Source organism: Serratia marcescens subsp. marcescens ATCC 13880 (assembly GCF_017299535.1).
GTDB classification, from domain to species: domain Bacteria; phylum Pseudomonadota; class Gammaproteobacteria; order Enterobacterales; family Enterobacteriaceae; genus Serratia; species Serratia marcescens.
Genome location: NZ_CP071238.1, coordinates 3,299,236 through 3,313,229, shown reverse-complemented (window position 1 = coordinate 3,313,229; position 13,994 = coordinate 3,299,236). Strand labels below are relative to the sequence as shown.

General features: G+C 60.5%; 12 protein-coding genes and 1 tRNA gene. 7 read left to right on the top strand and 6 right to left on the bottom strand.

Annotation, left to right across the window (positions count from 1 at the left end; genetic code table 11):
- Positions 1-99: 99 nt before the first annotated feature.
- Positions 100-984 carry a LysR family transcriptional regulator gene (locus J0F90_RS15860; protein ID WP_033639896.1) on the bottom strand — a complete coding sequence of 295 codons (885 nt, stop codon included), beginning with the start codon at positions 982-984 and terminating at the stop codon, positions 100-102.
- 262 nt (positions 985-1,246) lie between these two features.
- On the opposite strand from J0F90_RS15860, the gene J0F90_RS15855 reads away from it, so the two are divergent.
- Together J0F90_RS15855 and J0F90_RS15850 are read left to right on the top strand one after the other, a co-directional pair.
- The gene (locus J0F90_RS15855) at positions 1,247-2,305 is read left to right on the top strand and encodes an alpha/beta hydrolase (RefSeq protein ID WP_126186870.1); all 1,059 of its coding nucleotides are present in this window, start codon (positions 1,247-1,249) and stop codon (positions 2,303-2,305) included.
- Between the two features lie 138 nt (positions 2,306-2,443).
- Complete coding sequence (locus J0F90_RS15850; RefSeq protein ID WP_033639897.1) at positions 2,444-3,571, top strand: MFS transporter; 1,128 nt, start codon at positions 2,444-2,446, stop codon at positions 3,569-3,571.
- On the opposite strand, the gene J0F90_RS24720 is transcribed toward J0F90_RS15850, so the two are convergent.
- A complete protein-coding gene (locus tag J0F90_RS24720) occupies positions 3,568-3,702 on the bottom strand; it encodes an Lrp/AsnC ligand binding domain-containing protein (protein WP_315902113.1) in 135 nt (44 codons plus the stop codon). The two genes, J0F90_RS15850 and J0F90_RS24720, sit on opposite strands and share 4 nt — an antisense overlap.
- 165 nt (positions 3,703-3,867) lie before the next feature.
- Positions 3,868-4,788 carry an AraC family transcriptional regulator gene (locus J0F90_RS15840; RefSeq protein WP_033639898.1) on the bottom strand — a complete coding sequence of 307 codons (921 nt, stop codon included), beginning with the start codon at positions 4,786-4,788 and terminating at the stop codon, positions 3,868-3,870.
- Positions 4,789-4,893: 105 nt separating this feature from the next.
- Here J0F90_RS15840 and J0F90_RS15835 point away from each other — a divergent pair, with 105 nt between their 5' ends.
- Positions 4,894-5,727, top strand: a complete 834-nt coding sequence (locus tag J0F90_RS15835; RefSeq protein ID WP_033639899.1) for an oxidoreductase — start codon at positions 4,894-4,896, stop codon at positions 5,725-5,727.
- Positions 5,728-5,822: 95 nt separating this feature from the next.
- Here J0F90_RS15835 and J0F90_RS15830 read toward each other — a convergent pair.
- The 3 genes from J0F90_RS15830 to dpiA all read right to left on the bottom strand — a co-directional run bounded on the left by J0F90_RS15830 (position 5,823) and on the right by dpiA (position 9,891).
- Positions 5,823-5,898: transfer RNA gene (locus tag J0F90_RS15830), tRNA-Asn, on the bottom strand.
- A gap of 114 nt (positions 5,899-6,012) precedes the next feature.
- A complete protein-coding gene (locus J0F90_RS15825) occupies positions 6,013-9,102 on the bottom strand; it encodes a beta-galactosidase (protein WP_033639900.1) in 3,090 nt (1,029 codons plus the stop codon).
- 102 nt (positions 9,103-9,204) lie between these two features.
- Positions 9,205-9,891 carry a two-component response regulator DpiA gene (gene dpiA / locus J0F90_RS15820; RefSeq protein ID WP_004940807.1) on the bottom strand — a complete coding sequence of 229 codons (687 nt, stop codon included), beginning with the start codon at positions 9,889-9,891 and terminating at the stop codon, positions 9,205-9,207.
- Between the two features lie 313 nt (positions 9,892-10,204).
- On the opposite strand from dpiA, the gene citC reads away from it, so the two are divergent.
- Genes citC through citF form a run of 4 tightly spaced genes read left to right on the top strand, consistent with a single transcriptional unit; the run spans position 10,205 to position 13,992 of the window.
- The gene (citC, locus tag J0F90_RS15815; RefSeq protein WP_028127715.1) at positions 10,205-11,275 is read left to right on the top strand and encodes a [citrate (pro-3S)-lyase] ligase; all 1,071 of its coding nucleotides are present in this window, start codon (positions 10,205-10,207) and stop codon (positions 11,273-11,275) included.
- On the top strand, positions 11,275-11,583 hold the full coding sequence (citD, locus tag J0F90_RS15810; protein WP_019452464.1) for a citrate lyase acyl carrier protein: 309 nt from the start codon (positions 11,275-11,277) through the stop codon (positions 11,581-11,583). Before citC ends, citD begins: the two co-directional genes overlap by 1 nt.
- Entirely contained in the window at positions 11,567-12,487 is a 921-nt protein-coding gene (citE, locus tag J0F90_RS15805) for a citrate (pro-3S)-lyase subunit beta (protein ID WP_016927085.1), read from the top strand. The genes citD and citE overlap by 17 nt, the downstream gene beginning before the upstream one ends.
- Positions 12,487-13,992 carry a citrate lyase subunit alpha gene (gene citF, locus J0F90_RS15800; protein WP_033639901.1) on the top strand — a complete coding sequence of 502 codons (1,506 nt, stop codon included), beginning with the start codon at positions 12,487-12,489 and terminating at the stop codon, positions 13,990-13,992. Before citE ends, citF begins: the two co-directional genes overlap by 1 nt.
- Positions 13,993-13,994 lie beyond the last annotated feature (2 nt).

Genomic DNA, 13,994 nt, shown 5'->3' with positions numbered 1-13,994 from the left:
GGGACGTCCGCTCTTCGTATAGCAGCCCTTAGGATTGAAAGTACAAAAATACGACCTAACACCATTCTGCACAGTGAAGGCTCGGTCATCGCTAAACGCTCAGATTTTCAATGTTTCAATGACCATTCGCAGAGCGGGGGATACATTGCGATGAGGGTAATAGAGAAACAACCCCTCCATTCGCAGGCTGTAACGCTGTAAAACTCTGATAAGCGCCCCGCGTTCCAGATCATCTGTGACCAGTTCGACAGGAACATAGGCCAGCCCCAAGCCCAGCCGGGCGGCTTCTGCTTCCATATAACTGTCAGATAAGGCCCATTGCCCTTCAGGCCGATGAGTGATTTTTTTATCATCCTGACTGAGTTCCCACTGGTACACGCTGCCGTCGGCAAACTGATAGGCGATACAGGGATGCGTTGTTAAATCCGCCGGGGTTTGCGGAAAACCGTAGCGACGAAAATGCTCAGGGGTACCCACAATGGCCATCTCCATATCGGGCGTAATGCGTACAGCAACCATGCCAGGGCTTACTTCGGGCCCCAGGCGAACGCCCGCATCGAATCTTTCTTCGATAATATCGACGAACCTGCTCTCGTTTATGAGTTCCAGCCTGATATCAGGATAGCGCTGTTTAAATATCGCAAGCTTTGGCAGCAGGCATTTATCAATCGCGTGCTGGCTGGCATTGATACGAACCGTGCCGGAAGGGGTCTCGCGATAATGTGCCAGCGTGGCAAGCCCTAAATCTAGCGTATCAAATCCAGATGCCGTCTTCTGGTAGAGCTGCTCGCCCGCTTGCGTCAGCGACAGTTTACGCGTGGTGCGCATCAGTAGCTGGACACCCAGCCTTTCCTCAAGCTCACGAACGGAACGGCTGACCCCTGATTGAGCAAGCCCCAGCCGCTGAGCCGCCGCGGTAAAACTGCCTTCCCGTACCACTTGCATAAATAGGTACAACTCGTTGTAGTTCTCCCTTTTCGCCATTGAATAATCCCTCCTGAACGACAGCAAACTCAGCATTAATTTATAACAATATGGTATCAATCTTAGCAGTAATACCCCTCTAATCAGCACTAATTCTGCTCGCTATAATGACCCCATCAAAACAAAGCACCGCAGCGTTGTCCGTAGGAAACCTGTATCTCTCTTGTTTTTCATGGGGATTTTTATGAAAACCTTCACCCGAACGCTAAAAACCGCGATGCCGGCCATGCTGTTATTCGCATCATTAAGTGGAGTCACGACAATGAGTTATGCTGATTCAACCAATCCGAACGCCCCTGTTTCCATGACAGATAAATGGGATAAAACGTTCGCCGAGAGCCAGAAAGTCGATCATCATAAAGTCTCGTTCCAGAATCGATATGGCATCACCTTAGTGGGCGATCTTTACCTGCCCAAAGATCGCGGCGATCGCAAGCTGGCGGCGATTGCGGTCAGTGGGCCTTTTGGCGCGGTGAAAGAGCAATCCAGCGGTCTGTATGCGCAGACGCTGGCGGAACAAGGGTTTATTACCCTGGCGTTTGATCCCTCTTACACGGGGGAAAGCGGCGGCTATCCGCGAAACGTCGCCTCACCGGATATCAACACGGAAGATTTCAGCGCGGCGGTGGATTTCTTAGGGCTGCAAAAAGAGGTGGACCGCAACCGTATCGGGCTGCTCGGCATTTGCGGCTGGGGTGGCATGGCGTTAAACGACGCCGCGATGGATACCCGCGTTAAAGCAGTGGCAACAAGCGTAATGTACGATATGAGTCGGGCGATGGGCCATGGCGTGGGGGATGGCAAAGACCGTTATTCCACCGCTGACCGTCGTGCCGTTCTGCAGTATCTGAATGAACAGCGCTGGAAGGATGCGGAAAGTGGAACGTTCGCTCACGGCGCTCATGATATTAACGTCGACAGAAATGGCAAGGTCAGCGCGGGTCAGCGCATTCTGCCAGAAACCCTGCCGGCCGATCCGCATCCGGTGCTGAAGGAGTTCTTTGATTACTACCGCATGCCGCGCGGTTTCCACGCGCGTTCCGTTAACTCTAAGGGAGCGTGGACGGCAACGATGCCGCTGTCGTTTATGAATATGCCGCTGCTGAGCTACGCCAGTGAAATCACCATCCCGACGCTTATCGTGACCGGCGAGAAAGCGCATTCACGCTATTTTGCCGAAGATGCTTATAAGGCGGTCGGCAGTAAAGACAAAGAGCTTGTGATTGTCCCCGGTGCAAATCATGTGGACCTGTACGATAACGTTGCCGGAAAAATACCTTTCGCTAAGTTCGAACAATTTTTCAAAGCCAATCTGAAATAAACCCTCTACTGACAACATTAAAAGCCACCTGTCTACGCGGTGGCTTTATTCTGACTTTTGTGAAATCTGACTATGTCTATACTTAGCCAAACACCATCACCGAATAATCAGCACGCTCACTGGAGCGCCATTTTTGCCATGACCCTATGCGTCTTTGTGCTGATTGCATCGGAATTTATGCCCGTCAGCCTGCTTACGCCGATTGCCCGTGATTTAGGCGTGACGGAGGGACTGGCAGGACAGGGGATTGCCATCTCCGGCGCGCTGGCCGTCCTGACCAGCCTGACGCTTTCGGCGCTGGCTGGAAACAGGGATCGCAAGTCCCTGTTACTGGGGATGACGTTTCTGATGGCCGTGTCGGGGCTCGTTATCGCACTGGCCTCCAGTTATCTGGTGTATATGGCAGGTCGCGCGATGATAGGTATTGCGATCGGGGGGTTCTGGTCGATGTCTGCGGCAACGGCGATTCGTCTGGTGCCACAACATCAAGTCGCGCGTGCCCTGGCTATTTTCAACGCCGGCAATGCGCTGGCGACGGTAGTGGCAGCCCCGCTGGGGAGCTACCTTGGCGCCACTGTCGGATGGCGAGGCGCTTTCTTGTGCCTGGTTCCGATCGCGGTGGTGGCCTTTATCTGGCAGTGCGTTAGTTTGCCTGGTATGAACGGCAATAAAGCTCCTGCATCACGTGGAACCGTACTCCGCCTGTTCGCTCGTCCTGTTGTCTCTCTTGGCATGCTGGCCTGTGGCCTGTTCTTTATGGGGCAGTTTGCGCTATTTACCTATGTGCGCCCATTCCTGGAGACGGTGACGCGTGTTGATTCCTCTGGCTTGTCGTTGATTTTACTGATTATCGGCGTGGCCGGTTTTATTGGCACGCTGGTTGTCTCGGCATTCCTCAACAGGAAATTCTACCTAACGCTGATGGTTATCCCTGGGATGATGGCCGTCATTGCCGTCGCCCTGATTCTTACCGGGCATCACGTTTGGGCTGTCTCGCTGCTGTTAGGTCTCTGGGGCATGCTGGCCACCGCCGCCCCAACGGGATGGTGGACATGGATTGCCCGCACGCTTCCCGACAATGCGGAAGCCGGGGGCGGACTGATGGTTGCGGTGATTCAGCTCTCGATTGCGCTTGGTTCAACGACAGGAGGCATGGTGTTTGACCATCTCGGCTGGCAGAGCGCCTTTGCCATCAGTAGCATGCTGCTGCTTTGCGCCGGAGTGTTGACGTTTTTCACCTCACGCCAGAAGAGCAGAGCGCCTTAATCCGGCGAAGGCCCGCGCGCCAGAAACGTGGAAAGCGAGATGTCGCTGCGCACAGAGCGTACGCCCTCAAAGCTCTGGATCTTCATCAGGAAATTCTCCAGCGATTCGGTATCGGCGGCGCGTACTTTGATAAAGACGCAACCGTCCCCGGCAAAGGGTATGCAATTCTTCTACTTCCTTGCGGCTGGTGAACTGCAAAAGGGCGCGCGTTGCTTGATAGCTAAGCTGCTGGTATCGGTCACCAAAAACGTTACCACTTCATACCTCAAGGTCGCGTTCGCCATACCAAATAAGCCTCAGTGCGATGAAACAAATACCGACGCAGGCTGCGCGGGCGGAATGGCGAAGTGACGCTGCATGCGTTTTATCTCCTCTGCCGGTGGCAGGCCAAACAGACGTTTGAATTCGCGATTAAATTGCGATGGGCTTTCATAGCCAACGGCGTAACTCGCGGCGGCGGCGGTGATTTGTTGGCGCACCATCAGCATCCGTGCCTGGTGCAGGCGTACCGATTTCACATACTGCATCGGCGGCATCTGCGTTATCGCTTTGAAATGGCTATGAAAGGTCGGCACGCTCATGCCGGCCAGCATCGCCAGCTGCGTCAGCGTTAACGGCTCCGCGTAAGTGGCGTGGATGTGCTGCAACGCTTTACCGATTTTGCCAAACTGGCCTTGCAAGGCCAGCGCGGCACGCATCGCGTTGCCCTGTGCGCCTGTCAGCACGCGGAAATAGAGTTCACGCACCCGCGCCGGACCGAGGATCGCCGCCTCAAGCGGGTTGTCCAGGACGTCAAGTAGGCGAAGTACGGCCATTTTTACCGCGCCGTCCATGGGGCTCGACATCATGCTTTGCGGCGCGACGGGAGGATACGGGGCGCCATGCTGTTCAATCTGCAACATCAGTTCAGCGGCAAGCTGAAAATCCAGATGTATATAAATCGCCAGCAGCGGATGCGCTGCCGACGCGTCGGTTTCCATCACAAACGGCACCGGCACCGAAACCGCCAGGTAGTGCTGCTCATCATATAAATAGGTCTGTTGACCGAAATAACCGCGTTTGCTGCCCTGGCAGACAATCACGATCCCCGGATCGTACAGCACCGGCGTTCTGGCAAGCGGGCGATCGGAACGCAAAATTCGCACATCAGGTAGGGCAGTGAGGTTGTATCCCTCTTGCACCGCAAGTCTATTCATCAGGGCAATCATGTCGGACATCCCACCACCTCATAAAATCAGGCAAGAAAAAGAGAAGATACGGCCTAAAAATGCGGCAGAGCAGAGAATACCATGCAACCTTCTTGGTTCATGGGAGTTCTTTTTATGGCATCTGCAAAAACGATTTTAATCACTGGCGTCAGCAGTGGCTTTGGCCAGGCGCTGGCGCGGGAAGCCCTCGCCGTAGGGCATCGGGTTGTAGGGACGGTGCGCAACAGCGAAGCGCTGCAGGCTTTCGGCGCGCTCGATACGCAGCGGGCTTTTGGCTATCTGCTTGATGTCACGGACGTTGAGCGTATTGATGAGGTGGTTGGAGAGATAGAGTCCGCCGTCGGTCCGATAGATGTGCTGGTGAACAATGCCGGTTACGGTCATGAAGGCATTCTGGAAGAATCTCCGCTCGCAGAGCTGCGCCGCCAGTTTGACGTCAATGTGTTTGGCGCGGTGGCGATGATCAAAGCCGCGCTGCCGGGCATGCGCCAGCGCCGTCGCGGCCACATTATCAATATCACCTCAATGGGCAGTTTCATTACCTTGCCCGGTATCAGCTATTACTGCGGCAGCAAATTTGCACTGGAAGGGATATCAGAAGCGTTAAGTCAGGAGCTTACCCCGTTCAACATACACGTGACCGCAGTGGCGCCCGGTTCGTTTCGAACGGACTGGGCCGGGCGTTCAATGGTACGCAGCCCTCGCCGTCTCCCGGACTATGACGCGTTATTTGAACCTGTTCGTCAGGCGCGCCAGGAAAAAAGCGGCAAGCAACTCGGCGATCCGGTGAAGGCGGCTCACGCCATGCTGGCATTGATCGAGAGCCAGACCCCGCCAACGCATCTGTTGTTAGGCAGTGACGCATTAAGTTTGGTGCGGCAAAAGCTCGAGGCGTTAGGTCAGGAAATTAAACAATGGGAGAAACTGACCCGTTCAACGGATGGCTGAACGGTGTCGGGTAGGGAGGGCGTAGGGATCACCGATTATGACCGCCCAACAGCAAAAAGCCCGCTTAAGTTTCCTTAAGCGGGCTTCTCTAAATATGGCTCCTCTGACTGGACTCGAACCAGTGACATACGGATTAACAGTCCGCCGTTCTACCGACTGAACTACAGAGGAATCGTGTGAACGGGGCGAATAATAGCGAGGCGCCGTCGGCATGTCAAAGGCGGATTACACATTCTGTGACTGTTTGCTTACAGAATGCGCAACCCGTTGAGTTTTTTGGCAGATTTAGCCCTCTGGCGCTCGCTGCAGGCGCAGCTGATAGCGGTAAACGCCGGCGGTGAGCAGGTAATCCCGGTGCACGCTCGGGCTCCAGGAGTCGTCGCCGCCCACTCCCATATGGAAGCCGTCCAGGTGCAGCCAGGTGCCTGCTTCCGGCTGCAGCAGATGCTGGTGGCTGCAGGACATCAGCTGTTGCAGGCCGTAGCGGCTGAGCGAGAAGTGGAAGCGGCCGTCGATGCGCCAGCCGCCGTAGCGCAGGCTGCGGGTGTCACAGCGCAGGCCGTTCTCGCCGGGGAAAATATACGGCGTATGCAGATCCGCCAGCGGTAGGCGCCAGCGCCCGTGCTGCGCGGCCAGGCGGCGATCCGGGTAGTTCTCGTGTGGGCCCAGGCCCAGCCATTCCGCCTGCGGCTGCACCGTCGCCAGTTGGCAGTGCAGGCCGATGCGCGCCGGCGGCGGCAGGGCGTCGGCCACCTCGACCTCCACGTTCACGCTCACCGCGCCCAGCGCGTCGAACAGCCACTGTTTGCGGCTGATCAGCAAAATCTCCCCTTCCACGCCGAACTGGTGTTCGCTCACCACCCGCACGCCGTTTTGCAGCGCATCCGCCTGCAGCCGCGTGCAGCGCTCTTCCATCCGGTACAGGCCCGCCAGCTTCCAGCGTTCGACCCAGGCGTTGGGATCGATATGGTTCGCCTCGCTGACGCCGATGTCGTTATCGATCGGCGCGCGCGCAAAGCCGTCGCGCAGCGGCGTCAGCAGCTGCGGCTGCTCATTCTGCCACCACTGCGTCAGATGGCCGCTGCTGCGCTCGAAGCGCCAGCGCTGGTCGCCGTGGGTAAGCGTCAGCCCTTCATCATTTTCAATCAGCGTTGGCGGCACGCCCTGCGCCGGCGGCGGCGCGGGATGCAGCGCGCGCGGCACCCGCCACTGATCCCAGGCGCAGCGGTGGTGCGCTTCAGACCAGTCGGTGGCCTGCGGTTGCACCACCTCCACGTTCAACCACAGTTCGCCGGGCTGATGCAGCATCGGCAGCCGGTCGAGCAGGGTGAAGCTAGCACTGCCCTGCGGCGGCAGCGCCAGATCGAGACTGCCGCTGGCGCGCTCCACGCCGTCCAGCTCCAGCCGCCAGTTGAGCTGCTCGTTGTCGGTGTGGCGGAACAGGTAGTCGCTGGTGACGGTCAGCGTCAGCGAGGCGGCGTCGAAGGCGAAGCGGAACAGCTGCTGCGCCCGCTGCGCTTCGAACAGCGCCGGGTGCGGGGTGCGATCCGCGAACACCAGCCCGTTCAGGCAGAACTGGCGATCGTTGGGGGTGTCGCCGAAGTCGCCGCCGTAGGCCCAGAATTCTTCGCCGCGTTCGTCGCGCCGGATCAGCGCCTGATCGACCCAGTCCCAGACAAAGCCGCCCTGCAGGCGCGGATGTGCGTGGAACGCGCGCCAGTAGCGCTCAAAGCCGCCGAAGCTGTTGCCCATCGCATGGGCGTATTCGCACAGGATCAGCGGGCGCTGTTCCTCCGGCAGGCCGATCCACTTGCCGATCGCCCATTTGGGCACCGCCGGGAACGGCTGATCCTGATCCACCCGCGCATACATCGGGCAGATAATGTCGGTGGCGGCAGTGTCGGCGCCGCCGCCTTCATATTGCACCGGGCGGGTCGGATCCTGGCTTTTCACCCAGCGGTACAGCGCGTCGTGGTTCACGCCGTGGCCGGACTCGTTGCCCAGGGACCAGATAATGATGCAAGGGTGGTTGCGATCGCGCTGCACCATGCGGGTGACGCGCTCGCTCATCGCGGGCAGCCACAGCGGATCGTCAGCCAGGCGGTTCATCGGCTGCATGCCGTGGGTCTCGATATTGGCTTCGTCCACCACGTACAGCCCGTAGCGGTCGCACAACCGATACCACAGCGGGTGGTTGGGATAGTGCGAGCAGCGCACCGCGTTGAAGTTGTGCTGCTTCATCAGCAGGATATCGTGGCGCATCGTCGCCTCGTCCATCACCTGGCCGTGGCGCGGGTGATGCTCGTGGCGGTTAACGCCGCGGATTAGCAGCGGCTGCCCGTTGAGCTTCAACAGCCCGCCGCTGATTTCCACCTGGCGAAAGCCGACGTCATAGGCTTCCACCTCGATAATCTCCCCTTCGGGCGAGAGCAGGGCGACGGTGGCGCGATACAGCGCGGGCGTTTCGGCGCTCCACAGCGCCGGGCGTTCCACCGGCAGGCGCAGCGTGACGCGATCGTCATAGGCGCCGCGTTCGTCCACGATCTCGCTGCCGAGCGGCTGGGTGCGTTCGGCCACCCGCGCGCCATCGCGCCACAGCTGAACCTGCACCAGCAGCGGGCCGGGCCGGCTGGCGCGCGCCGTCACCACCAGTTCGCCGCGGGTAAAGCCGTCATGCAGCGGGGTGGTGATGCGCACATCGCTCAGGTGCGCGGCGGGTTTGTGCAGCAGGCTGACGTCGCGGAAGATGCCGCTCATGCGCCACATGTCCTGATCTTCCAGATAGCTGCCGTCGCACCAGCGCAGCACCATCACCGCCAGCCGATTTTCACCCGGCTGCAGCCACGGGCCGAGATCGAACTCCGCCGGCAGGCGGCTGTCCTGCGAATAGCCGACCCAGTGGCCGTTGCACCATAAATAGAACGCCGAGTTGACGCCGTCGAAGATGACGCGCGTCTGGCCGGCGGCCAGCCAGGCCGGATCGACGTTGAAGGTGCGTGAATAGCAGCCGGTCGGATTGTCTTCCGGCACGCGCGGCGGATCGACCGGGAACGGGTAGCGCACGTTGGTGTAAATCGGCGCGTCGTAGCCGGCGAGCTGCCAGTTGCTAGGCACCGCCAGCGGGGCGGCGTCCGGCAGATCCTGCTGCAGCCAGCTCTCCGGCGCCGCCTCTGGGCGCGGGAAATAGCTGAAGCGCCACTCGCCGTTCAGCGACCGGCGGCTGGCGCTGGGGGCGTCATCGCGCGCGTCTTCCACCGTGCGCCAGCTGGCGAACGGCGGGTGAGCGTCCAGCCGGCGGTAGTGGGTGCAGGCCGGGTTTTGCCAGTCACGGCGGGCGAGGATTTCGGTCAGGGAAGCATGGGGCGCAGCAGGCATCGGCGATCGTCCAGTCGGCTAGGTGATGCTCACCAAGATGCTGACCAGCGCATAAAAAGTAAAGCGGTTACACGCAACCTTGCTAGGGCGATCAAATAACCGTTAATGCGGTTCGCCGGCGCGGTAGATCCGCTGTGGGCGGCCGACCTTGCCGTAAATGATCTCGGCGCGCAGCTGCTGTGCGGCGGTGCAAAACTCCAGATAACGGCGCGCGGTGGTGCGGCTGAGCCCCATTTTTTGCGCAACGCTTTCAGCGGTGTGGCGCGCGGCGGGTTCGGCGAACAGCGCGCGGATCTTGCCCAGCGTCAGTTCGTCGATGCCGGCGGGCAGCGCCGCCTGCTGCTCGCCGCGGGCATAGGTGTTGAACATCTCGTCGATGCGGCGCTGGTTGAGGCGCGCTTTGTCCTTCAACGCTTCGCGGCGCTGGCTGAAGCGCTGCAATGTCTGGCTCAGCCGGTCATAGGCCAGCGGTTTGATCAGGTAGTCGAACACGCCGTAGCGCAACGCCTCGGCCACGGTGGCCATGTCGCTGGCGGCGGTGATGAACACGATGCCGCCGCGATACCCGCTCAGCGTCAGTTCGCGCAGCAGGGTGATGCCCTGGCCGTCGGGCAGAAAGTTGTCCAGCAGGATCAGGTCCGGCTTGAAGCGCTCGGTCATGGCGCGCGCCTGCGCCAGGGTGCCGGCCAGCCAAATCTGGCGGCAGCCGCCGTTCTGGCGGATAAACTCCGCGTGCATCTCCGCCAGCGGCGTTTCGTCTTCAACGATCAGGATGTTCAGCCATTCCATAATGAAACCTACTATTGCAATCAAGATGCTAAATGAATGTAAGTAAATTGCGGCGCTAAATAAAGATTATCTCAATAATAAACACCATAAGATTAATTAAGCAAATAAAGAACATTAAATAACTTATTAACCGGGATCGGTTTGTGAAATAGGTCAATAATCGGCGTTTTTTTTCTGTTTACCATTGATTTATCGAACGCGAAACGGCGTTTATCTTCATGGTTTTTAAGGTTTTAATTGCCGTCATTGATGTTAATTAAAATGCCTTTTTGTATTTAACTTGTTGTTTGCCAGTTAACCCAGAGAGCGTGTTATGTTAGGCGATGCCGTATTTAATCGGGTAAAGCGATCGGATCATAAAGCGATTTCGGAAATAAGCGCCTTCTTGCGCAGTAACGATCTGAATATCGACACCACGGTTGAAATATTTATTACCGTTACCCAGCACGACAAATTGGTCGCCTGCGGCGGCATCGCCGACAATATTATCAAATGCGTCGCCATCAGCCCGCTGATGCGCGGCGAAGGGTTAGCGTTGGCGCTGGCGACCGAGCTGGTGAACCTGGCCTACGAGCGCCACCACACCCAGCTGTTTATCTACACCAAGGTGCAGAACGAGCCGCTGTTCCGCCAGTGCGGTTTCTACCCGATCGCCACCGTGCCGGGCATCGTGGTGCTGATGGAAAACAGCCCGTGCCGCCTGAAGCGCTACGCTGCCCAGCTGGCGAGCCAGCGCCGGCCGGGCGAGACCATCGGCAGCATCGTGATGAACGCCAACCCCTTTACCCGCGGGCACCAGTATCTGGTGCGTCAGGCGGCCAAGCGCTGCGACTGGCTGCACCTGTTTCTGGTAAAGGAAAACACCTCGCGCTTCAGCTATGAAGACCGGCGCCGGCTGGTGCTGGCCGGCACCGCCGATATCCCCAACCTCACGGTACACGAAGGCTCGCAGTACGTGATCTCGCGCGCCACCTTCCCCTGTTACTTCATCAAGGATCAGGGCGTGGCCGACGACTGTTACACCGAAATCGATCTGAAGATCTTCCGCCAGTATCTGGCGCCCGCGCTGGGCATCACCCACCGCTTCGTCGGCAACGAGCCGTTCTGCGCGGTGACCGCGAAATACAACCGCGACATGCGTTACTGGCTGGAAACGCCGGCGCTGCCCAGCCCGCCGATCGCGCTGGTGGAAATCGAGCGTTTGCAATATCAGGGCACGGCGATCTCCGCCTCCTGGGTGCGCAAGCTGCTGGCGGCGGGGGACTTCCACGCCGCCGCGCCGCTGGTGCCGCCGGACACCCTGTACTACCTGCAGGATCTGCAAACGCAGCGCCGGGCCAAGGCGGCCCCGCATCCTTTTGAGTCCGCACAATCAGGTGAATGATGAAAATTATCCGAGAAGCAATGGCCGGCACGCTGGAATCCAGCGATGTCATGGTGCGCATCGCGCCCGCCGAGGGGCCGCAGCACGATCTGTTGATCGCCAGCAGCGTGGAAAAACAGTTCGGCGCGGCGATCCGCCACACCCTGCTGGAGGTACTGCAGCGCTATGAGGTGGAGCCGGTGCAGGTGATCGTCGACGACAAGGGGGCGCTGGACTGCGTGCTGCGCGCCCGGCTGGAAACCGCGCTGATGCGCGCCTGCGAGGGCGGCCAACTGCCGTGGGAGGCGAAAGATGAAAACGCTGAATAAAACCCGGCTGCGTCGCAGCATGCTGTTCGTTCCCGGCGCCAATGCGGCGATGGTCAGCAATGCCTTTATCTACCAGGCCGATGCGCTGATGTTCGATCTGGAAGACTCGGTGATCCTGCGTGAAAAAGACGCGGCGCGCCGGCTGGTGTACCACGCGCTGCAGCATCCGCTGTATCAGGAGGTGGAAACCATCGTGCGCGTCAATGCGCTCGACTCCGCCTACGGCCTGGCGGACTTGCAGGCGGTGGTGCGCGGCGGCGCGGACATCGTGCGCCTGCCGAAGACCGACAGCGCGCAGGACGTTGTCGACATGGAGCGCGAGATCGCCGCCATCGAAGCGGCCTGCGGCCGGCCGGTCGGCAGCACCGGGCTGCTGGCGGCGATCGAATCGGCGCAGGGCATCACCAACGCGGTGGCGATCGCGCACGCTTCACCGCGTCTTATCGGCATCGCGCTGGGGGCGGAAGACTATGTGCGCAACCTGCGCACCGAACGCTCGCCTGAGGGCATCGAGCTGCTGTTCGCCCGCTGCTCGCTGCTGCAGGCGGCGCGCGCCGCCGGCATTCAGGCGTTCGACACCGTCTACTCCGACGCCAACAACGAGGCCGGCTTCCTGCAGGAAGCGGCGCTGATCAAACAGCTCGGCTTCGACGGCAAATCGCTGATCAACCCGCGCCAGATTGAGCTGCTGCACAACCTGTACGCGCCGACCGCCAAAGAGGTGGCGCACGCGCAGCGGGTGGTGGACGCCGCCGAGGCGGCGGAGCGGGAAGGGCGCGGCGTGGTGTCGCTCAACGGAAAAATGGTCGACAGCCCGGTGATTGAACGCGCCCGGCTGGTGCTGGAGCGCGCCGCGCTGTCCGGCTTACGGGAAGAACCGGCGCAGCACGGGGAGGAAGCATGATGAACCGCCAACAACGATTGATGACCTTCGCCAACCCGGCGGATCTGCCGGGCTATCAGGACGTGTCCAAAGCCAACCTGCAGGCGCGCAAACCGCGCGATCTCAAGCTGTGCGACTCCTTGCAGGAAGCGGTGCGCCGCAGCGGGCTGCAGGACGGCATGACCATCTCCTTCCACCATGCGTTTCGCGGCGGCGATCTGGCGCTCAATCAGGTGATGGAGACGCTGGCGGCGATGGGGTTCCGCAACCTGACGCTGGCCTCCAGTTCGCTGACCGACTGCCATGCGCCGTTGGTTGAGCATATCCGCCACGGCGTGGTGAGCCGCATTTACACCTCCGGGCTGCGCGGCCCGCTGGCGGACGCCGTTTCGCGCGGCCTGCTGGCGGAGCCGGTGCAAATTCACTCGCACGGCGGCCGGGTCAACCTGATTGAATCCGGCGAGCTGAAGATAGACGTGGCCTTCCTCGGCGTGCCGGCCTGCGATGAGTTCGGCAACGCCAACGGCTACAGCGGTGAAGCCTGCTGCGGCTCGCTCGGCTATGCGCGGGTGGACGCCGAGGCGGCGGGCACCGTGGTGCTGCTGACCGAGCAGCGGGTGCCGTATCCGCATCATCCAGCCAGCCTGGCGCAGGATCGGGTGGATCTGATCGTGCAGCTGGAGCGGGTGGGCGACGCCGACAAGATCGGCGCCGACGCCACGCGCATGACCTCGAACCCGCGCGAGCTGCTGATTGCCCGCCGCGCCGCCGAGGTGATCGCCGGTTCAGGCTACTTCACCGAAGGGTTTTCGCTGCAAACCGGCACCGGCGGCGCCTCGCTGGCGGTGACCCGTTTCCTGGAGGACAAGATGCGCGCCCGCGGCATTCGCGCCGCGTTCGCCCTTGGCGGCATCACCTCGACCATGGTGGATCTGCACGAGAAAGGGTTGATCGGCAAGCTGCTGGACGTGCAGAGCTTCGATCGGGCGGCGGCGACCTCGCTGGCGCGCAACCCGCGCCATATCGAAATCAGCGCCAACCAGTACGCCAACTTCAGCTCCAAGGGCGCGTCGGTCGATCGGCTCGACGTGGTGGTGCTGAGCGCGCTGGAAATCGACACCGGCTTCAACGTTAACGTGCTGACCGGTTCCGACGGCGTGCTGCGCGGCGCGTCCGGCGGCCACTGCGACACCGCCGCCGCCGCGCGGCTGGCGATCATCGTCGCGCCGCTGGTGCGCGGGCGCATCCCGACGCTGGTGGAGCAGGTGACCACCTGCGTCACGCCGGGTTCCAGCATCGACATTCTGGTGACCGACCACGGCATCGCCGTCAACCCGGCGCGGCCGGAGCTGGCGCAGCGCCTGCGGGAAGCCGGGCTCGAGGTGGTGAGCATCGACTGGCTGCGCGCCCGCGCGCTGCAGCTGACCGGCGAACCGCAGCCGATCGCCTTTACCGACAAGGTGGTGGCGGTGGTGCGCTACCGTGACGGTTCGGTGATCGACGTGGTGCATCAGGTGGCGGAGTAACC